This window comes from Nocardia sp. NPDC059180 (assembly GCF_042754945.1).
GTDB lineage: Bacteria > Actinomycetota > Actinomycetes > Mycobacteriales > Mycobacteriaceae > Nocardia.
In genome coordinates this window covers 742,982-762,148 of the sequence record NZ_JBHZBU010000003.1, presented here as the reverse complement: position 1 = coordinate 762,148, position 19,167 = coordinate 742,982, and the positions used below count along the sequence as shown (strand labels likewise).

Sequence of the window (19,167 nt, the reverse complement as noted above, 5' to 3'; positions counted from 1 at the left end):
GGGACCGGATCTCTTCAGCCGATCGGCGCTGCCGTGCAGAACCGATCAGACCGCCAGGTGGACCGGACCGGGCCCGCCGGATGGATGAAAAGTCTGGTGCCGCACGACCGATCAAGAGACAGGAAAGTCCATGAGCACTGTGTTCCGTGAGCACACCGAACTCGCCGCACCCGATCGACTACGACTCGCGCTGCGAGTGGACGGCTGGGCAACCGGCGCATTCGGAGTGATCATGCTGGCGGGCGCGATGCCGCTACGCGATCCGCTCGGACTGCCGACAACCTGGTCGATCCCATTCGGGGTCGCGATGATCGGCGGCGGACTCGCGTTGCTGCTGATCGCCGGATATCCGGCGATCAGCAGTCGGCATGCGGCCGCGGTCGTCGCGGTGAACAGCGCATCGGCCGTCGGGATGACGGTGCTGGCGTTCTCGGGGCTGATCGAACTCACCGGTCTGGGAGTGATCTTCCTGCTGATCGGTGCGCTGATCGTCGCGGGTTTCGCGGGGGCCGAGTACCTCGGGCTGCGGCAGGCAGGGGCGACTATGGGTGGATGAGCGACTACGCAGAATGTTCCTGGTCGGTGGAGGGCCAGATGGCGCGGAGCGGGCGCAGGCCGTCCTCGACGTAGTCGGCGATGGGGCGGTTGCCGCCGTCGAGGTACCACTGTTCGAGAGCGGCGAAGTAGCCGAAGACCAGGGCGTTGGTGGCCACGCGCGCCTGTGTTTCGTTCAGCAGGCCGGTCGAGGCGATGAGTGGGGTGAGCCGCTGGCTGGTGCGGTCGGCCGAGGCGCAGGCCGCCATGCGTACCGAGGGTTCGGTGAAGTGATAGCGAACCCTGCGCCACGGGCCGCTGTCGGGAGGAGTGTCGTCGTCGGAGTCCGCGGCGGATGCGCGCTCGGGTGCGGATTCGTCGGCGCGTACGGAGCGGATCAGGCTGCCGATCGGATCGCGCGGGTCCACGACTTCTTCGATCTCTTCCGCGCTCATGTTGTCGAATTCATCGGCGACGATGATCCCCTCCTTCGTCCCGAACAGGCGGTAGACCGTCGACGGGGAGACCTCGGCGGCGGCCGCGATCTCGTCGATGGTGACGGCGCCGAACCCCTTCTCGTCGAACAGATCGAGGGCGCGTTCCTGGATGGTGTGCATGGCCTCGAGCCGCCAGCGCTCGCGAAGTCCGCTCATGTCGGGCAGGTTATCAGAAAGTCACTCTCTGAAGCATGGCGCTGTCTTGCAGACATTGACTGTCTGAAAATGGATCCCTACAGTCACTCTCTATAGACAGTGACTTTCTCTATTGGTGCGGTTCGGCTGGTTCTCGCACTCGTGGGCTCGGGTCACGCGTCGAGATGAGCGATCCATGACGGGACAGCGATGACTATCACCGACCTTGCCGAGGCAAGACAGGAATCCGATCAACCACCAGAAACCAAGCGCACCGAGAGGCTGAGCTTCGCTGCGCTGCTACGCCCGCACGCGAGTGGTTTCGCAGCCGTGGTCTTCCTTCAGGTCATCGGTGCCGTGGCAGGCCTAACGCCGCTGTTGGCGGTGGTCGAGCTGGGGCGCGTGCTGCTCTCACCCGATCCGATCGATCACGGTCATGTCTGGATCGTGGTGTTCGTGGGCGCGGCGGGCCTGCTCGTCCGGCTGCTGTTCACCGCCGCATCCTCCGGGCTCGGGCACCTGCTCGACGGGCGAGTGCAGCTGTCGTTGCGTCGGCAGCTGGCCGCCCATCTGGGGCGGGTACCGATCGGCTGGTTCTCCCAGCGCCGCACGGGCGAGCTTGCCAAAGTGGTCGGCGAGGATGTCAGCGCGGTGCATCCGTTCATCGCGCACGCGCCGGGCGAGCTGGTGTCGGCCTTCGTGGTGCCGTTGGTGTCGCTGGTCTACCTGCTCTCCATCGACTGGCGGCTGACGCTGATCACGCTGATTCCGGTGCTCCTTGCGGTCTTGCTGGTTCCGTTGATGATGACCAAGGCCAGGCAGCGCGAGCAGAGCGACTTCGATGCGGCGATGGGCCGAATCGCCGATGCGGTCGTGGAATTCGTGCACGGCATCGCGGTGGTCAAGGCGTTCGGCGGCGGCGACCGCGCCCACAGCACGTTCCGGACGGCGGTGAACGATTTCGCCGACACCTTTCTGCGCTGGGCGCGTGGCCTTTCCCCGATTGCGGCCGGAATGCAGCTGGCGTTGTCGCCGCCGTTCGTGCTGCTGGTCGTGCTGGTCGGCGGCAGCGTGCTGATTACCGGTGGTGAGCTCGCCCCCGCCGATCTGCTGCCGTTCCTGCTGCTCGGGCTGGGGTTGACCGCGCCGGTCGCGGCGCTCGGCCACGGTTTCGACGATATGCAGGCCGCCGGACGCGCACTCGGCCGGATTCGGGAGGTGCTGAATGTCGACCCGCTGCCCGAACCCGCTCACCCGGTCGCGCCGAGCGGGCACCGAGTGGAGTTGCGCGAGATCCGGTTCGGCTACGGTGCCGGTCGCGAAGTGTTGCGCGGGATCGACCTGGTGTTGGAGCCTGGCACCGTCACCGCCCTCGTCGGGCCGTCCGGGAGCGGCAAATCCACACTCGTCCAGCTCCTTCCGCGGTTCTTCGACCCGACCCACGGCGCCATCACCCTCGGCGGCGTCGACCTACGCGCGATCGCCAGTCGCGAGCTCTACCGCGCGGTGTCGTTCGTGTTCCAGGATGTCCGGCTGCTGCGTGCCTCCGTCGCCGACAACATCGCGCTCGCCGTCCCACACGCCGACCGCGAACAGGTGGTCGGCGCGGCCCGGCTCGCGGGCATCCACGACCGGATCCTGGCGCTGCCGCACGGCTACGACACGGTGCTCGGTGCTGAGGCCGGGCTGTCGGGTGGTGAGGCTCAACGTCTTTCGCTCGCCCGCGCGTTGCTGGCCGACACTCCTGTTCTAGTGCTGGACGAGGCGACCGCGTTCGCGGACCCGCAGACCGAACAGGCGGTACGCCACGCCCTGGCGAGCTTGCAGGGCAACCGGACGATCCTGGTCATCGCCCACCGGCTCGAGACCATCGCCGACGCCGACACCGTCGTCATGCTGGAGGACGGGGTGATCGTGGAGCGAGGCGCACCTGCGCAACTGATGGCCGGCGGCGGCAAGTTCGCGGCGTTCTGGCAAACCCATCGAGGAGTGGTGCCGTCATGATCCGAATCCTGTTGCGCGTGCTCGGCCATCGGTACGCCGGACCGGTGCGCCGCACCGTGGCCCTGATGATCACCACCGCGATCGTGGAGGGCTTGTCCTACGCCCTGCTGGTCCCAGTGCTCCGGGAGTTGTTCGGCAGTACACCCGAAGATGCGTGGCCGTGGCTGATTGCGTTCGGCGCTGCCGTCGCGGTCTACGCGGGCCTGCGCTACCTCAGCGATCTGGCCGGTTTCCGCGCAGGGACCACCTTGTTGCACGGCACCTACCACCGGCTCGGTGACCACCTCGCCCGGCTGCCTATCGGCTGGTACGGGCCCGACCGTGTCGGCGAAGTGTCGGTACTCGCCAGCCGAGGCGTGCTGGAAGCGATGAGCATCATCGCGCACCTGCTCGCTCCTTTCGTCACCGCCGCGGTAACCCCGCTGACGATCGTCGCGGTGATGCTGGCGTTCAACTGGAAGCTGGGGCTGGCCGCCCTGTTCGCCGTCCCGCTCGTCGCCGCGATCCAGTCCTGGACCGGCCGCGCGATGGCCGACGCCGACGCCGAACGTCACGAACGCGACCAGCAAGCCGCCGGCCGAGTCATCGAATACCTGCGGGCCCAGCCGGTGCTGCGGGCAGGCGGCCGAACCGCAGAACGCTTCGATCTGCTGGACGACTCGCTGCGCGGCCTCCAGCGCGCTGCCCGCCGATCCGCGGTGTCGGCCCTGCCAGGCATCGTCGGTCTCACGCTCGCGGTGCAGACGATATTCACCGTGCTGCTCGCCCTCGGCGCCTATCTCGTTCTGGGTGGAAGCATCGGCGCGGCCGAGGTGCTGGCCATTCTGGTGCTCGCGGCGCGGTGCGCCGAACCCGTGCTGTCGCTCGCCGATATCGGCGGAAAACTCCGCAGCGCGCGTGCTCAACTGACGCGACTCGACACCCTCCTGCACACCGAGCCGTTGCCGGAACCCGCCGATCCGATCCAGCCACACCGCCATGACCTGGAGTTCGATGCCGTCACCTTCCAGCACGGCGACCGCACGGTGATCGACGACCTCCGGCTGACCGTGCCGCAAGGCCGGCGGTTGGCGATCGTCGGCCCCTCTGGTGCGGGCAAGAGCACCCTGCTCCAACTCGTCGCGAGGTTCCACGAGGTGAGCGAAGGCACGGTGCGGGTGGGTGGTGTCGACGTTCGCGATATCGGTACCAGCACATTGTTGTCGCAGATCGCCATCGTCTTCCAGGACGTCTACCTCTTCGACGGCACCATCGAGGACAACGTCCGCTTCGGCCGCCTCGACGCCACCGACGCCGAAATCCGCGCTGCGGCGACGGCAGCGCGCCTGGACGAGGTGATCGAACGATTGCCCGGCGGCTGGAGTGCCGACGTCGGCGAAGGCGGCGCGCTGTTGTCCGGCGGCGAACGTCAGCGCGTCTCCATTGCGCGCGCCCTGCTGAAGAACGCGCCCATCGTCCTGCTCGACGAAGTCACCTCTGCCCTGGACCCGATCAACGAAGCCACGGTTCACCAGGGCATAGAACGCCTGATGGCAGGCCGCACGGTGGTGATGGTGGCCCACCGCATGCTTACTGTGCAGACCGCCGACCGTGTCGTCTTCCTCGACGACGGTCGGATCGTGGAAGAAGGCACGCACGATGACCTGCTACGTCGAGGCGGGCGCTACGCCGAGTTCTGGGCCATTTCCGCGGCACGGCAATGAACCAGCGAGCGGCCCGCACATGCTGATCATCCCCACTAGGCACCTCACGCCGGGTAGGTGTGGATTTCGGTGGCTTTGAGGGCGGCCCAGAGCTGGGTGCCGGGGCGGAGACGGAGTTCGGCGACGGTGGCCGGGGTGATGTCGGCGAGGGCCGGGGGAGTGCCGTCGAGGCGGACGCGGACGGTGTGGGCGTGCTGTTCGATGCCGGCGACGGTGACCGGCCAGGTGTTGCGTGGGCTGCCTGCCGGACGTTCGGGGTGCAGGCTTACCGCGCTGGGTGCGAAAGCCAGATGAACCGCGCCGGTGGCGGGTTCGGCGATGGTGAGGACGCCGCCGCGGTCGAGTTCGGCCGTCGTGTCGTGGGCGGTGCCGCGGAAAAGGTTGAGCCCCACCAGGTTCGCGACGTAGTCGGAGCGCGGGCGGCGCGCCACCTCGGCGGGCGTGCCCTCCTGCATCACGGCGCCATCCTCCATGATGACCAGCCGGTCCGCCAGCACCATGGCGTCGAGTGGGTCGTGGGTGACCAGCACGGTGTGCCCGGGGTAGTCGCCGAGATGGTGGGCCAGTTCGCTGCGCACCCGGATCCTGGTGCTCGCGTCGAGCGCGGCCAGCGGTTCGTCCAACAGCAGCAGCTGCGGATCGGTCGCCAGGGCCCGTGCCAATGCCACCCGCTGCGCCTGACCGCCCGATAGGGCACGTGGTTTCGCGTGCCGGTGCTCGCTGAGCCCGACCCTGTTCAGCCACTCGTCGGCCCGCTCGCGCGCGAGCGGGCGTCGCATCCCGCGTGCCCGCAGCCCGAACGCGACATTGTCGAGCGCATTCAGATGCGCGAACAGCAGATAGTCCTGGAACACCACACCGACCTGCCGATGTTCGGCGGGCACGAAGGTCTGCGGGGGCGAATCCCATACCTGATCGTCGAGCCGGATCGTTCCCGCTGTGAGCGGTGTCAGCCCGGCGAGCGCACGTAACGCCGTCGTCTTACCGGCACCGTTCGGCCCGAGCAACGCCACCACTTCGCCCGGCTGAACCTTCACTGCCAGTTCCAGCTCGAAGTTGCCGCGCGCGACCCTGATCTCCGCGTCGAGTGTCATATTCCCTCACATCGCCCCTCGAATCCATCGCTCCCGCAGTGCGGCCAGTACACCTATCGACACCGTCAGCAGCACCAAGCTCAGCACGATCGCGGCATCGGGATCCGTTTGCAGCGCCAGATATACCGCGATGGGCATGGTTGTCGTCTCGCCGGGAAAATTGCCGGCGAAGGTGATGGTGGCGCCGAACTCGCCGAGGGCGCGCGCCCAGCACAGCACCGCCCCCGCCACCACACCGGGCAGTACCGAGGGCAGCGTCACGCGGCGAAAGGTCAGCCAGGGGGAGGCACCGAGGGTGGCGGCGGCTTCCTCATATCGAGGATCAGCCGCCCGCAAAGCACCCTCGACGGAGATCACCAGGAACGGCATCGCCACGAACGCCTCCGCGACCACCACACCGGCCGTCGTGAACGGCAAGGACACGCCGAACCATTCGTAGAGGTACTGCCCGATCAGCCCGCGCCGCCCGAACACCAGCAGCAGCGCCACACCACCGACCACGGGCGGCAGCACAAGCGGCACCGTCACCAGCGCCCGCACCAATCCCCGCCCTGGCAGGTCGGCCCGCGCCAGCAGCCATGCCAGCGGTATCCCGAGCAGCAGACAGATCACCGTCGCCGAGCTCGCGCACACCAGCGAAAGTCGTAGCGCCACCCCGATTTCCGCGCTGAACAGTCGCTCGGGCAGCGTGTGCCACGGCGCCCGCACCACCAGTCCGACGAGTGGAACCACCAGGAACAGCAACCCGATCGTTGCCGGGACCATCAACACCAGCGGTCGCCGTCGCCGCACCTGGCGTGGGCGCTGCGAAGTGAGAGGTGATGCGCGCGGGCTGCTCATGCAGGCCCGACGTTCCAGCCCGTCACGGCGTCTCGAACCCTGCGTCGGCAAATACCGCGCGAGCCGAATCCGAGCCGACGAACTCGACGAACGCCGCCGCGGCAGTCGCATTCGGCGCATGGGCCACGGGCGCGATCGGATAGTCGTTGACCACGTCCGCTGATTCGGGGAAGTCGATTCCGGCCACCTTGTCGCCCGCTGCCCGCACGTCGGTCCGATACACCAGCGCGGCATCGACCTCGCCGAGCACTACCTTGCTCAACACCGCTTTGACATCTGGTTCCCTGGTGTCGGGCTTCGGGGTGATCTGTGCGGCCTCGAACACCTTCGTGGCCGCCGCACCGCATGGCACCTGCTCGGCGCACAAGGCGATCGCCGGTTCGTCGCGACCGAAATCGGCAAGGCCGGTGATGCGGCCCGGGTTGCCTTCGGGGACAGCGATTTCGAGGCGGTTGCGTACGAACGTCACCGGCGTCGCGGTCACATCCCCGGAGTCTACGACTTGCTGCATGTTCTTCGGTGCGGCCGAGGCGAAGACATCGGCGGGTGCACCCTGCCGGATCTGCTCGGCGAGCGCCGAGCTGGCGTCGAAACTGAACACCACCTCCACTCCGGGATGTGCGGCTTCGAACTGCTCACCCAGCGCGGAGAGGGTTTCGGTGAGTGAGGCGGCGGCGAAAACGGTGATCTTGCCGCGGATTTCGCCATCAGCGCGATCGGCGTTTCCGGGATCGTCTGCGCACCCGCTCAACCCGGAGGCGGCAGCGGCAGCGACGAACAGGGTGGAAATCGAACGAAGAAGGTTCATGCCCTCAGCTCTCCGGAATCTCGACGACGACATGAGTGGACTTCACCGAGGCGACCGCGACGCTGCCCACCTCGAGGCCGAGCTCGTCCACCGATTCCCGGCTGATCAGCGAGACCAGCCGGAACGGACCCGCCTGCATCTCCACCTGCGCCATCACGGTGTCCTTGACGATCCGCGTCACGATGCCGCGCATGCGGTTGCGCGCCGACGCCGCGACGGTCGTGCCGGGTTCGGGCGCCTCCGCGGTGGCGCGCAGGAACTCGGCGAGGTCGCGCCCGCTGATGCCCTTGCGCCCGTTGTCGAGCTGGATCGAGGGCAGCCGTCCCTGATCCACCCACCGGCGCACGGTGTCATCGCTGACTCCCAAGAGGGCAGCAGCTTCACTGATCCGCAAATTCGACACGAATGTGAGTATATTCCCGCATCTGCGGAGTCCAAGCCGTGGTGGCGATCGTTATGGAACCTACCGGTGGCGCCTGCGGCCGGGTGAGCAGGCGGAAATACCGTGTTAGCGTCCGTCCGTGGATTCTCCGCCGACGCAGGTGCTGCCTTTCCCTGATATCGAGCCTTACGCGTCCGGACTACTCGACGTCGGCGACGGCAACCGGATCTACTGGGAGGCCTCCGGGAATCCCGCCGGAAAGCCCGCGCTGGTCGTCCACGGTGGGCCTGGATCGGGAGGTAAGCGCGGCTCACGCAAGACCTTCGATCCGCAGGTCTATCGCATCGTGCTCTTCGATCAGCGCGGATGCGGGGAGAGCGTGCCGAGCGCGGCCGATCCGCAGGTGAGTCTGGCGCACAACACCACCGAGCATCTGATCGCGGATATGGAGCGGCTGCGGGCGCATCTGGGGATCGAGCGGTGGCTGTTGTACGGCGGGTCGTGGGGTGCGACGCTGATTCTTGCCTACGCCCAGCGGTATCCGGAGCGGGTCTCGGAGATCGTGCTGGTGGGCGTCACGATGACGCGGCCCGCGGAAGTCGAGTGGCTCTACCGGGGTGTGCGGCTACTGCTGCCCACGGAGTGGGGCGAGTTTCGGGATGGTGTTCCTGCTGCCGAACGCGACGGCGATCTGGTGGCCGCGTACAGCCGCTTGTTCGATCACCCCGATCCCGAGGTGCGGTTGGCGGCCGCGCGCCGGTGGTGCGCGTGGGAAGACGCCGTCATCGCGCATGAAAGCACCGGGTCACCCGGACAGTACAGCGCCAAGCCCGAGCAAGCGATGCTGGCGATGACGCGAATCTGCGCACACTACTTCGCCCATGCCGCCTGGCTGCCGGACGGGCAACTACTGCGTGACGCGCACCGGCTCGCCGGGATTCCTGGTGTGCTCATCCACGGCAAACTCGATCTCAGCGCACCGCTGCGCACGGCGTGGGAACTGGCCAAGGCCTGGCCGGACGCGGAACTGCATGTCATCGAGGATTCCGGGCACACCGGCAGTCCCGCGATGCGCGACGCCATTATGTCGGCTGTGGCGCGATTCGGGCGGTTATAGCGCACATCGGCACCCTTGTGTCATTACCGGATCAACCGCAGCACCATCTCGTTCTCCGGCCGCGGGTCCTCCGGCGAGCAAGGTTGCCGGCGCGGCGGCGATCCCGCGAGCGCGTCCAACCGGACAGCACGCGCGATGGTCCAATCCTCTGGGTGTATCCGGCGCACGATCATGGGGCGATCGTGCGCCGGATAGCGCGCACCCGCAAGGGAATTGATCAGTCCTTCGGTCCGCCTGCGACGTAGATGACCTGCCCGGAGACGAACCCCGCGCCCTCGCTGGCCAGGAAGGAGGCCGTGTGGGCGATGTCCTCGGGGTAGCCGACGCGGGCGACGGGGATCTGGGAGGCGGCCGCGGTCTGGAAGTCCTCGAACGAGGCGCCGACCCGCGCGGCGGTGGCAGCGGTCATATCGGTGACGATGAAGCCCGGCGCGATGGCGTTCGCGGTGACGCCGAACTTGCCGAGTTCGAAGGCGAGGGTCTTGGTGAAGCCCTGCATGCCTGCTTTGGCGGCGGCGTAGTTGGCCTGGCCGCGGTTACCGAGCGCCGAGGTGCTCGACATATTGACGATGCGGCCGAACTTCTGCTCGACCATGTACTTCTGCACCGCTTTGGTCAGCAGGAACGCGCCGCGCAGGTGCACATTCATGACGGCGTCCCAATCGTCGACGCTCATCTTGAACAGCAGGTTGTCGCGCAGGATGCCGGCATTGTTGACGACCACCGTCGGCGCACCGAGCGCACCTTCGAGCTTCTCGATCGCCGCCGCCACCGATCCCTCATCGCTGACATCGGCGCCCAGCGCCACCGCCTGCCCACCGGCCGCGGTGATCGCGGCGACGGTCTCAGCGCAGGCGGCCTCGTCCAGATCGAGCACGCCCACCTTCATGCCATCGGCGGCCAGACGTGTGGCGATCGCCGCGCCGATTCCTCGCGCGGCACCAGAAACTACTGCGACCCTCTCGGCCATGAATGGACGTCCTTCCTCGAGGCAATGTCTTCGTTGCCATCTAACACCCGGTGTCGCACCGTGCGCCGGGACGTCGGGTTCGGCCTCGTGTGGCAGCGTCGGCCGACAGCGCTCGACGCCACATCGATACGTCGTCTTGTGTTGCGGGAGTCGAAATACCATGTCCGCGGTCGACCTTGGACACGTCGAGTACTCGGGCGAGGTCCTCGACGTCACGAGCCAGATTTTGCGGTATTGGCAAATTTTCTTGCCAGGATTGAATGCTGTCCGCATCATCGTCTGCGGAGGTGGTCAACGTGACCGATGAGCTGAAAAGCAGCTATGACGTGGTGGTACTCGGCGGCGGAGCCGCAGGGCTGAGTGGGGCGCTGACGTTGGCGCGGTCGCGGCGGTCGGTGGTGGCGATCGATGCGGGTGCGCCCCGAAACGCGCCGGCCGAGGGTGTGCACGGCTTGCTCGGCCGCGAGGGAATGCCGCCGGGCGAACTGCTCGAGCGGGGCCGGGCCGAGGTCCGTGGATACGGGGGAGAGGTGATCACCGGCGAGGTGAGCACCGCGGTGCGCGACGGCGATGAATTCGAGGTCACCCTGACCGACGGCCGGTCGACTCGCGCACGCAGGCTCCTGGTCGCGTCCGGTCTGACCGACGTGCTGCCGGACATCCCCGGCCTGCGCGAACGCTGGGGCCGCGACGTGCTGCACTGCCCGTACTGCCACGGCTGGGAGGTGCGCGACCAGGCGATCGGCGTGCTGTCGAGCAGCCCGATGTCGGTGCACCAGGCGATGCTGTTCCGGCAGCTGAGCGATGACGTCACGTTCTTCACCCACACGGCGGCCCCGCCGACCGGTGAGGTGGCCGAGGAGCTGGCGGCGCGTGGGATCCGCGTGGTCACCGGCGAGGTCGCGGCACTGGAAGTCGAACAAGACAGGCTGGTCGGGCTTCGACTCGCCGACGGCACGATTGTCGCCCGCGACGCACTCGCGGTGGGGTCTCGGATGGAGGCGCGCGCGAGCTTCCTGACCGACCTCGGGTTGAAGCCGGTGGAACATGCCGCGGGCATCGGCGAGCACATCTCCGTCGATCCGACCGGGCGCACGGAGGTTGCCGGCGTGTGGGCCGCCGGCAACGTCACCGACCTGGCAGCTCAAGTGGGCGCGGCAGCGGCTGCCGGAGTCATGGCGGCCGCGCAGATCAATGCCGACCTCGTCGCCGAGGAAACGCGACACGCGGTCGCCGCACTGCGGCAGAACCACTGACCTGACCGGCCACCACCGCGACGACCGAAAGGATCACCATGACCGAAGAATTCGGTAAAGAGTTCTGGGAAACGCGCTACCACGGCGGCCACACCGCCGAACGGGAGCCGAACCCACACCTCGTCGCGGAGGTGGCCGAGCTGTCTCCAGGGACGGCTCTCGACGCAGGGTGCGGCACGGGCGGCGAAGCCCTATGGCTCGCCGCCCGTGGCTGGCAGGTGACGGCCGTGGACATCTCCACGACCGCCCTCCAGCACGCGCGCGCTCGCGCCGACGCCGCCGGATCCGAGATCGTCACCCGCATCGACTGGCAACAGGCCGACCTCACCGAATGGATCCCGCCCACAGCCCATTTCGACCTGGTGTGTACCCACTACGTGCACACCGCCGGCTCCCCGCAGGACCTGTTCGACCGCCTCGCCACCGCCGTCGCCCCCGCCGGAACCCTCCTCATCGTCGGCCACCACCCGACCGACCACCTGTCCAGCCACGCCCACGGATCGTCGTCGTCACACGTCCACATCACTGCTGCGGACATAGCGGCCCGCTTGGAGCCCGGCCGATGGGAAGTCCAAGTCGCCGAGGACCGCTCCCGCCAGGCCCCCGGGCCGAATGGTGCCGAGATCACCTTCGAGGACACGGTGCTACGCGCTCGTCGCGTGTGAGCGGCCGTGGCTCAGGCGGGAACGGCGGGGGCCCGGTCGGATCCGTCGAACGGCGGATAGCTGTCTCTGCCCGACACTTCGGCTGCCGCGATGTAGTCGGCGAGGGCTTCACGGGATCGAGCCAGTTTGTCCATCTGATCGTCCAACCGGCTCAGCCGCGACCGCATCGCGGCCACCAGTTCGGGGCATCCTGGCAGCTCGGGAGCTTCTCCGGTGGCGCATGGCAGCAGATAGGCGATGTCGTCGGAGGACAGGCCCGCACCGAGCAGGTGCCGGATCTGCTGCACGCGCAGTACGGCGTTCTCGTCGTAGTCGCGGTAGCCGTTCGCGCCGCGGTCCGCCTCGAGCAGGCCCTGGGCTTCGTAGTAGCGCAACTGGTGGGCATTGACGCCCGTCCGGCGACTCAGTTCCCCGATCAGCATCGAAACCTCACTTGACCTTCATACCGGTATCAACGTTGATGATGCTGCCATGACCAACACCGAAACGCCCGTGACAGTGATCGGACTCGGCCTGATGGGCCAGGCGCTCGCCGACGCGTTCCTGAAAGCCGGGCATCCGACAACCGTGTGGAACCGGACGGCCGCCAAAGCCGATCAGTTGATAGCCGAGGGTGCACGCCTGGCGCCAACCGTCGACGACGCGCTCGAGGCCGGATCCCTGACGATCATCTGCGTCACCGATTACCAAGCCATGTACGAGCTGCTCGGCGCGAGCGCGCTGGACGGCACGACTTTGGTCAACCTGACCTCCGGCGACTCGGCTCATGCCCGCGAAGCCGCCCGATGGGCCGAGCAGCGTGGCGCCCGTTATCTGGACGGTGCCATCATGGCCGTCCCGCCGGTGATCGGAACGGCCGACGCGCTGATTCTGCACAGCGGGCCGCAGTCGGATTTCCAGGCGCACGAGCCTGCACTCGCCGCGCTCGGCACCGTCTCCTACCTCGGTGCGGACCATGGGCTGGCGTCCCTGTACGACGTCGCGGGCCTGGCCATGATGTGGAGCGTGCTGAACGCCTGGCTCCAGGGCACGGCCCTGCTCAGGACGGCCGGCATCGACGCCGCGACGTTTGCGCCATTCGCGGCGCGGCTCGCCTCCGATGTGGCCGGATGGTTGCCCGGGCATGCGGAGCAGATCGACCGCGGATCGTTCCCGGCCGAGGTGGCGTCTCTGGAGACTCACGTGCGGACGATGGCGCACCTGATCGAGGAGTGCGAAGCGGCGGGTGTCAATGCCGAGCTGCCGAAGTTGATCAAGACAATGGCCGATCGCTCGATCGCCGCCGGGCACGGTGGAAAGGAATATCCGGTGCTGATCGAAGAATTCAGCAAGCCCGGAGCTGCATGACCGATACGGGGTCCTGTCTGGATGACAACGCTCTCGCTCGGAAAATCAGTGGCGGCAGGATTCGGGCTCCACTACAAAGACTCGGCGGGGGAGTACAACGATCAGCAGGGGGGCTGAACCTTCGAAAGGACCGGCCGTGCACGAGACAGAAGCCGTCGCCGCCAACCGCGCCAACTGGGACGACCGAGCAGATGTCCACGCGCGCTCGGAAATGTATGACGTAGAAGCCTTCCTGGCCGACCCCACCGACATCTCCCAGGTCGTGCGCAACGACCTGTCGGTGCTGGCGCCGCACCTGTCGGAGTCCGGAATCGAGGGGCGCTCCCTGCTGCACCTGCAATGCCATATCGGCACCGACACCGTGTCCTGGGCGCGGCTCGGCGCGGTCGAGGTGCACGGCCTCGACCTCTCGCCGAACTCCCTGCGTCACGCGACCCGCATCGCAGCAGCCGACGGCCGCGACATCACCTGGGTGGAAGGCGACGCCCGCTACGCCTCCTCGAGGATCGACCGCCGCTTCGACACGATCGTCACCAGCGCCGGAACCATCGTCTGGCTCCCGGAACTCACCGACTGGGCCCGCTCTATCCACGACCTCCTGGAACCCGGCGGCGTCTTCGTCATCCGCGACGACCACCCCATCCTCGGCGCCATGGAATTCGAACCCTGGACCATCAACGACGATTACCTCAGCGGCGGCGGCGCCCGCACCTACGAAGACTCCGGCACCTACACCGAGAACTCCGAAGGGCAGGTCGCCCACACCGCCAACCACGAATGGCGCCACGATCTCAGCGAAGTCGCCACCGCCCTGCTGCGGGCAGGCCTTCGAATCGAGGCCGTCGAAGAACTCCCGTACATGGACTGGCCCGCCTTCCCTGGCCTCGTCCCCTGCACCGAAGGATGGGCGTTGGGCCCCGGGCTTCCCCGAATCCCGTTGACCTTCGCCATCGTCGCGCGGCGCCCCTAGTCGGTCCGGCGATCGGTACATGGCACCAGCCTGCCGCCGACCAGATAGGACCTCAGGCAATGCTGCCGGTCTCGGTCATGACGCCGACTACGGTGCCCGCCCCGGCGCGGCCCTCGCCGTCGTCAGGTGAGTCAACTCGCAGAGCCAACGCCCGTCTCGCCGCACGAAGACATCAGAGGCCCACTCATCGTTCTCGAACCGCTCGCCTTGATACACACCCGTGTTGACCACCCGAGCGACGACGACCGCGACATCACCGAGGTCGACGACAGACTTCACCTCACTACCGAAGGTGTCGTGAAGCACCGACCCATTCGCAACGGCCGCCAAGAACTGACTACCGGCCATCACACCGTCCTGCGAGACGAACATCCATCCCGGCGTAGCGAAGGCGGCAATCCGGTCCACATCGTTCGCGACGAGCGCATCATCCCAATCGCGACAGAGCTGCGTAAACGTATCGAGATCTGCGGGTACTGCTTGTTCCATCATGGTTCCGACGATCGCACCGTTGCGGAGGTGGGTCTTGGATGAATGGAGCAATTCGGACGACCTGTCGTCATCTGGCGATGTCGGGCTCCCGGTCAGGACAGACCACCGGGTGTGCTGAGGTTGACGCCGTGTTCGGACCAGAGCCTGCCACCGGAAGGGCCGGCCGGGTATCTCCACGATACCGGCCCAGCCGGAGATGACTACTCAGGGGCGCAGTACCGAGACCAGGAATTCGGTTTGGTCGTGCACGGCCTGCTCGAACAGGTCGTCGAAGTAGATATCGAAATGTCCGGCGTCGTAACGCTTCACGATGGCGTGCTTGGTGCGTTCGGCGGCGCGCAGCGCGTTCTTGACCGGGGTGATCGAATCGTTGTCGCACAGCGCGTACAGCACCGGCATCTTCAATGACTTGGCGCGGCGTCCCGGTGCGTCGAACAGCGCCGAGAACGCGACGCGGGCAGACACTTTCGGGTGGTAGCTCTCGCTTTCCTCGGCGAGCCTGCCGAAGCCCTCCGGCACATCGGATGCGGCCATGAGAGCCGCGGAACGCTTGCGGCCGGCCAGCCGCACCGGCACCGGTTTACGACGGATCGGGCCGATCAGCAGGTCGGTGGCGGCGATGGTGGCGACCTTGGTCAGGCTGGTCGGGCCCTTGGCCTTCGCCGCGGCCCACCCGCTGGTGAACGGCACCTGAGCCACCACGGCGGCGATGTAGGCGTCGTCGGGTGCGATGGACAGCACATGTCCACCGCTGAACGAGGTGCCCCACAACGCGATCCGGGTGGCGTCGAATCCTCGGATGGTGCGCCCGTAGGCGATTGCGGCATGCCAGTCTTCGCGCTGACGGGCGATATGGATCAGCTGACGCGGTGCGCCGTCACTGGCGCCGAAATGGCGGTAGTCGAAGACCAGCACCCCCATACCCGCGGCCGCGAACCGTCGCGCGTACCTATCCAAACCCATTTCTCTGTTGGCCCCCAGGCCGTGTCCCATCACCACGAGCGGGCGCGGTTTGGGCACGCCGTCCGGGCGGTAGAGCCAGGCGGCGCACTGCTCTCCCCCCGACGGGAAGCTGACCTCGACACGTTCCATGGTCGATTAACTTACCGAGTATCCTGTGCTGGCGGACGAGTCGGTCGGGCGGCCGCGGCGACGGGAACGGGCACCTCGGTGTCGCTGCCCGCTGCCGAGGAAAGTCCGGACTCCACAGAGCAGGGCGGTTGCTAACGGCAACCCGGGGTGACCCGCGGGACAGTGCCACAGAAAACAGACCGCCCACGATCCTTCGGGGTCGTGTGGTGAGGGTGAAACGGTGCGGTAAGAGCGCACCAGCGCCCCGGGTGACCGGGGCGGCTCGGTAAACCCCGCCCGGAGCAAGGTCGAAGGTCGCATCGCGTGCGGTGCGGCTGCGCAGGTGTTCGAGGGCTGCTCGCCCGAGCCTGCGGGTGGACCGCTCGAGGCACCCGGCAACGGTGTGTCCAGATGGATGGCCGCCACCCGGTGCGAACCGGGGACAGGATCCGGCTTATACGCCGGCTCGTCCGCCCATACGGCGAGCGGCGGTGCCCGATGAGGGCACCGCCGCTTCGATATCAGTCTTCGTCGCTGCTCAGCAGAGCACCTTGATCATTTCGTAGATCGCCTTGGACTCCTCCGGCGACGCCGAGCCACGGCCGTTTTTGGTGCGGTTGGAGATCTCGGTCAGGATCTCGTCCTCGGCCTTGCCTTCCTGGATGTCCTCGCAGGTCTCGGTGAAGATCTCGCCGATCTCCTCATCGCTGCGGCCATCGGCCAGGCTCGGGAAGGCCTGCTTGTAGCCGATGACGAAGGAGCTGACCTTCACCGAATCCAGGCTCATCTCGCCCTTCGCGTCAGTCGACGGCGCGGCCGCATCGCTGGTCTCGGACCCGGAGGTGGTCGCCGTCGCAGAAGCGGAGGTCGCGGCGGTGGTCTGGGAGACGCTGGAGGTGGTCTCGTCCTCACAACCGGCGACGAACAGGGCAAGGGCGCAGGCAGATGCCGCAATCGCGGCAGAAGTTCTGATCACGTTGCCGGATGCTAGCGGCACCCGACGGAAATCGCCTCCCGCGACGTGGGCGGGAGGCGATCTACCCGCTGGATCAGGCGGGGCCGATCAGCAGCATCCGCGCGAAGTTGGCGGCCTGTTCGGGGCCGAGCAGCGGCAGCAGGTAGTCGTACACAAGTGTGGACATGAGGTGCGGAACTCCCAAGATTTTGTGAGGCGGGATGGTTACGCTCGGCCACCCTAGCAGCGACCGCGCCGCCCGGCTCCCGGGTTGGCGCGTCATCTGTGCCGGATTCGTCCGGAACTGGCCGAGAACGTGATGGAGGTCATAGAGTGGTCGCCGGTGGATCGAGACGCCCCGCGGGGCTGCGATGCATCACCTCAATCTGAAACTCTCGGGAAGTAGGTCTCAACTCATATGCGGGTAGTTCGTTCTCTGGTCGCCGGCGCGTTGATCGCCGGGGCCGCATCGGTTTTCGCCACGCTCGGAGCCGGTTCCGCCGGGGCCGTCGCGGTGACCCCGCTGCCGGGCGGGGTTCAGGTCGACCTCAGCCCCGGCGACACCAAATGGGTGCACCAGAGTGGTTTCGGGCGCACCATCGCCGGTCTGCCGCACCCGTCGGCGGCTTCGTTCGGCGCCGCCCTCGATGGGGCCGCGGCGCTGTCCTCGGAGTATCCCGAGGGCCGGGTCGTCTTCACCGTCTTCGGGCCGTTCGACCAGCTGAGCGGCACCATGCTGGCGTTGAAGTAGCGAAGAAGAATCCTCAGCGTGGAACTCCACCAGCGGATCGTCTCGGCGCCGGTCGATTTCGGCGCCATTCGATCCGAATTCGGATTGACCTCGGCGTATCCGGCTGAGGCCACCGCGGAAGCCCGCGACGCGGTCGACGCGTTCGCGGGCGCTCGGGTCGACCGCACCGATATCCCGTTCGTCACCATCGACCCGCCAGGGGCGCTCGACCTCGACCAGGCGCTCCATCTGGAACGCACCGACACCGGCTTTCTGCTGCATTACGCCATCGCCGACCTCGGTGCCGTCGTCGTGCCGGACGGCGCCCTCGCCGCCGAGGCCGGTACCCGCGGCCAGACCTTCTACCTGCCCGACACCACCGTGCCGCTGCATCCACCGGTGCTGTCGGAGAACTCGGCCAGCCTGCTGCCGGACCAGACCCGCCCTGCCGCACTGTGGACCATCGAACTCGACCATGACGCCGAACCGGTGCGGTATTCGGTAGAGCGCGCGCTGGTGCGCTCCCGCGCCCGCCTCGACTACGCCGGTGTTCAGGCCGATGCCGACGCCGGACGCCTGCCCCCTTCGATCGCGGCCCTGCCGGAATTCGGCACGCGGCGCATCGCGGCCGGGCTGGAACGCGGCGCGATCGAGCTGCGGCTGCCCGCGCAGAGCGTCATCCGTGACGAGGGCGCCGACGGACATTGGCGCCTGGTCCTGGAACCGCGCACCGACGTCGACGACTGGAATGAGCAGGTATCGCTGCTGGCCGGAATGTGCGCGGCCCGCATCATGCTCAACGGAGGCGACGAAGGTTCCGGCGAGCGCGTCGGCCTGCTGCGCACCATGCCGCCGCCGCCCGATTCGGCCATCGCCTCGATCCGCCGCACCGCCGCCGCTCTCGGCGTCGCCTGGCCCGCCGATCAGCCGGTGGGCCGGATGCTGGCAGGGCTCGACCCGAGCACGCCCGCAACCCTGGTGCTCATGTCGGAGGCCACCGGCCTGCTGCGTGGCGCCGCCTACACCGTTCTCGACGGCACCGACCAGGCCTCGGACAACCTGCGCCACAGCGCGATCGGCGCACCGTACGCGCACGTCACCGCCCCGCTGCGGCGGCTGGTCGACAGATTCACCAGCGAGATCTGCCTGGCCCACTGTGCGGGCACGCCGGTCCCGGAGTGGGTACGTGCCGGTCTGAGCGCCACCGCCGACACGATGAAACGCAGCGACGGCGTCGCGAACAAGATCGAACGCGCATGCATCGACCTGACCGAGTCGACGCTGCTGTCCCAGCGCATCGGCGCCGAATTCGACGCCGTCGTGGTGCGCGAGGGCAACGGCAACCGCCCCGCCGAAATCTTCATCGCCGACCCGCCGCTGCTCGGGCCGTGCGAGGGATCGCCGCCCGAGGGTGCGACGGTGCGGGTGCGGTTGGAATCGGCGGATCCGGTGACTCGGAAGGTCGTGTTCACCTACCTGTCCGGATCGGAGTGACGCCACATCGCGGGCTGCCAGGTGGCGGAGCGGTGGCGACACATGCGCCTCATACACAGCAACACCTCGGCTACCCTCGGTGCGGGCGAGCGCGCCGCAGCTG

General features: G+C 67.6%; 20 protein-coding genes and 1 other RNA gene. 11 read left to right on the top strand and 10 right to left on the bottom strand.

The window, feature by feature from the left end; translation table 11 throughout:
- Positions 1-130 precede the first annotated feature (130 nt).
- Positions 131-556: a hypothetical protein gene (locus tag ACFXNW_RS13935; protein ID WP_379417998.1), complete on the top strand. Its 426-nt coding sequence runs from the start codon at positions 131-133 to the stop codon at positions 554-556.
- A gap of 4 nt (positions 557-560) precedes the next feature.
- On the opposite strand, the gene ACFXNW_RS13930 is transcribed toward ACFXNW_RS13935, so the two are convergent.
- On the bottom strand, positions 561-1,187 hold the full coding sequence (locus tag ACFXNW_RS13930) for a TetR/AcrR family transcriptional regulator (RefSeq protein ID WP_379417997.1): 627 nt from the start codon (positions 1,185-1,187) through the stop codon (positions 561-563).
- 189 nt (positions 1,188-1,376) lie between these two features.
- Here ACFXNW_RS13930 and ACFXNW_RS13925 point away from each other — a divergent pair, with 189 nt between their 5' ends.
- A complete protein-coding gene (locus ACFXNW_RS13925; RefSeq protein WP_379417996.1) occupies positions 1,377-3,170 on the top strand; it encodes an ABC transporter ATP-binding protein in 1,794 nt (597 codons plus the stop codon).
- Positions 3,167-4,873, top strand: a complete 1,707-nt coding sequence (locus ACFXNW_RS13920; protein ID WP_379417995.1) for an ABC transporter ATP-binding protein — start codon at positions 3,167-3,169, stop codon at positions 4,871-4,873. The genes ACFXNW_RS13925 and ACFXNW_RS13920 overlap by 4 nt, the downstream gene beginning before the upstream one ends.
- A gap of 44 nt (positions 4,874-4,917) precedes the next feature.
- On the opposite strand, the gene ACFXNW_RS13915 is transcribed toward ACFXNW_RS13920, so the two are convergent.
- The 4 genes from ACFXNW_RS13915 to ACFXNW_RS13900 all read right to left on the bottom strand — a co-directional run bounded on the left by ACFXNW_RS13915 (position 4,918) and on the right by ACFXNW_RS13900 (position 8,018).
- Complete coding sequence (locus tag ACFXNW_RS13915) at positions 4,918-5,967, bottom strand: ABC transporter ATP-binding protein (RefSeq protein WP_379417994.1); 1,050 nt, start codon at positions 5,965-5,967, stop codon at positions 4,918-4,920.
- Positions 5,968-5,973: 6 nt separating this feature from the next.
- A complete protein-coding gene (gene modB / locus ACFXNW_RS13910) occupies positions 5,974-6,732 on the bottom strand; it encodes a molybdate ABC transporter permease subunit (RefSeq protein ID WP_379417993.1) in 759 nt (252 codons plus the stop codon).
- A 97-nt stretch (positions 6,733-6,829) separates the two neighbouring features.
- Positions 6,830-7,615 carry a molybdate ABC transporter substrate-binding protein gene (modA, locus tag ACFXNW_RS13905; protein ID WP_379417992.1) on the bottom strand — a complete coding sequence of 262 codons (786 nt, stop codon included), beginning with the start codon at positions 7,613-7,615 and terminating at the stop codon, positions 6,830-6,832.
- 4 nt (positions 7,616-7,619) lie between these two features.
- Positions 7,620-8,018, bottom strand: coding sequence for a molybdopterin-binding protein (locus ACFXNW_RS13900; RefSeq protein WP_379417991.1), 399 nt, complete (start codon positions 8,016-8,018; stop codon positions 7,620-7,622).
- Between the two features lie 118 nt (positions 8,019-8,136).
- On the opposite strand from ACFXNW_RS13900, the gene pip reads away from it, so the two are divergent.
- A complete protein-coding gene (gene pip, locus ACFXNW_RS13895) occupies positions 8,137-9,114 on the top strand; it encodes a prolyl aminopeptidase (RefSeq protein WP_379417990.1) in 978 nt (325 codons plus the stop codon).
- Between the two features lie 217 nt (positions 9,115-9,331).
- Here the strand turns inward: pip and fabG are convergent, their stop codons facing one another.
- Positions 9,332-10,084 carry a 3-oxoacyl-ACP reductase FabG gene (gene fabG, locus ACFXNW_RS13890; RefSeq protein WP_379417989.1) on the bottom strand — a complete coding sequence of 251 codons (753 nt, stop codon included), beginning with the start codon at positions 10,082-10,084 and terminating at the stop codon, positions 9,332-9,334.
- Positions 10,085-10,392: 308 nt separating this feature from the next.
- On the opposite strand from fabG, the gene ACFXNW_RS13885 reads away from it, so the two are divergent.
- On the top strand, positions 10,393-11,340 hold the full coding sequence (locus ACFXNW_RS13885) for an NAD(P)/FAD-dependent oxidoreductase (RefSeq protein WP_379418151.1): 948 nt from the start codon (positions 10,393-10,395) through the stop codon (positions 11,338-11,340).
- A gap of 38 nt (positions 11,341-11,378) precedes the next feature.
- Positions 11,379-12,005 (top strand): class I SAM-dependent methyltransferase, encoded by a 627-nt coding sequence (locus ACFXNW_RS13880; RefSeq protein ID WP_379417988.1) that lies wholly within the window; start codon positions 11,379-11,381, stop codon positions 12,003-12,005.
- A gap of 11 nt (positions 12,006-12,016) precedes the next feature.
- On the opposite strand, the gene ACFXNW_RS13875 is transcribed toward ACFXNW_RS13880, so the two are convergent.
- Complete coding sequence (locus ACFXNW_RS13875; RefSeq protein WP_379417987.1) at positions 12,017-12,427, bottom strand: MerR family transcriptional regulator; 411 nt, start codon at positions 12,425-12,427, stop codon at positions 12,017-12,019.
- Here ACFXNW_RS13875 and ACFXNW_RS13870 point away from each other — a divergent pair.
- On the top strand, positions 12,390-13,352 hold the full coding sequence (locus ACFXNW_RS13870; RefSeq protein ID WP_379417986.1) for an NAD(P)-dependent oxidoreductase: 963 nt from the start codon (positions 12,390-12,392) through the stop codon (positions 13,350-13,352). The two genes, ACFXNW_RS13875 and ACFXNW_RS13870, sit on opposite strands and share 38 nt — an antisense overlap.
- Positions 13,353-13,488: 136 nt before the next feature.
- Positions 13,489-14,322, top strand: a complete 834-nt coding sequence (locus tag ACFXNW_RS13865; protein WP_379417985.1) for a class I SAM-dependent methyltransferase — start codon at positions 13,489-13,491, stop codon at positions 14,320-14,322.
- A gap of 87 nt (positions 14,323-14,409) precedes the next feature.
- Here ACFXNW_RS13865 and ACFXNW_RS13860 read toward each other — a convergent pair whose 3' ends face one another.
- Positions 14,410-14,811 carry a nuclear transport factor 2 family protein gene (locus tag ACFXNW_RS13860; protein WP_379418150.1) on the bottom strand — a complete coding sequence of 134 codons (402 nt, stop codon included), beginning with the start codon at positions 14,809-14,811 and terminating at the stop codon, positions 14,410-14,412.
- 207 nt (positions 14,812-15,018) lie between these two features.
- A complete protein-coding gene (locus tag ACFXNW_RS13855; protein ID WP_379417984.1) occupies positions 15,019-15,906 on the bottom strand; it encodes an alpha/beta hydrolase in 888 nt (295 codons plus the stop codon).
- 36 nt (positions 15,907-15,942) lie between these two features.
- On the opposite strand from ACFXNW_RS13855, the gene rnpB reads away from it, so the two are divergent.
- Positions 15,943-16,358: RNase P RNA component class A (gene rnpB / locus ACFXNW_RS13850), an RNA gene on the top strand.
- Positions 16,359-16,423: 65 nt separating this feature from the next.
- On the opposite strand, the gene ACFXNW_RS13845 is transcribed toward rnpB, so the two are convergent.
- Entirely contained in the window at positions 16,424-16,861 is a 438-nt protein-coding gene (locus ACFXNW_RS13845; RefSeq protein ID WP_379417983.1) for a hypothetical protein, read from the bottom strand.
- A 397-nt stretch (positions 16,862-17,258) separates the two neighbouring features.
- Here ACFXNW_RS13845 and ACFXNW_RS13840 point away from each other — a divergent pair, with 397 nt between their 5' ends.
- The gene (locus ACFXNW_RS13840; RefSeq protein ID WP_379417982.1) at positions 17,259-17,591 is read left to right on the top strand and encodes a hypothetical protein; all 333 of its coding nucleotides are present in this window, start codon (positions 17,259-17,261) and stop codon (positions 17,589-17,591) included.
- Between the two features lie 18 nt (positions 17,592-17,609).
- Positions 17,610-19,064 (top strand): RNB domain-containing ribonuclease, encoded by a 1,455-nt coding sequence (locus ACFXNW_RS13835; RefSeq protein WP_379417981.1) that lies wholly within the window; start codon positions 17,610-17,612, stop codon positions 19,062-19,064.
- Positions 19,065-19,167: the final 103 nt, after the last annotated feature.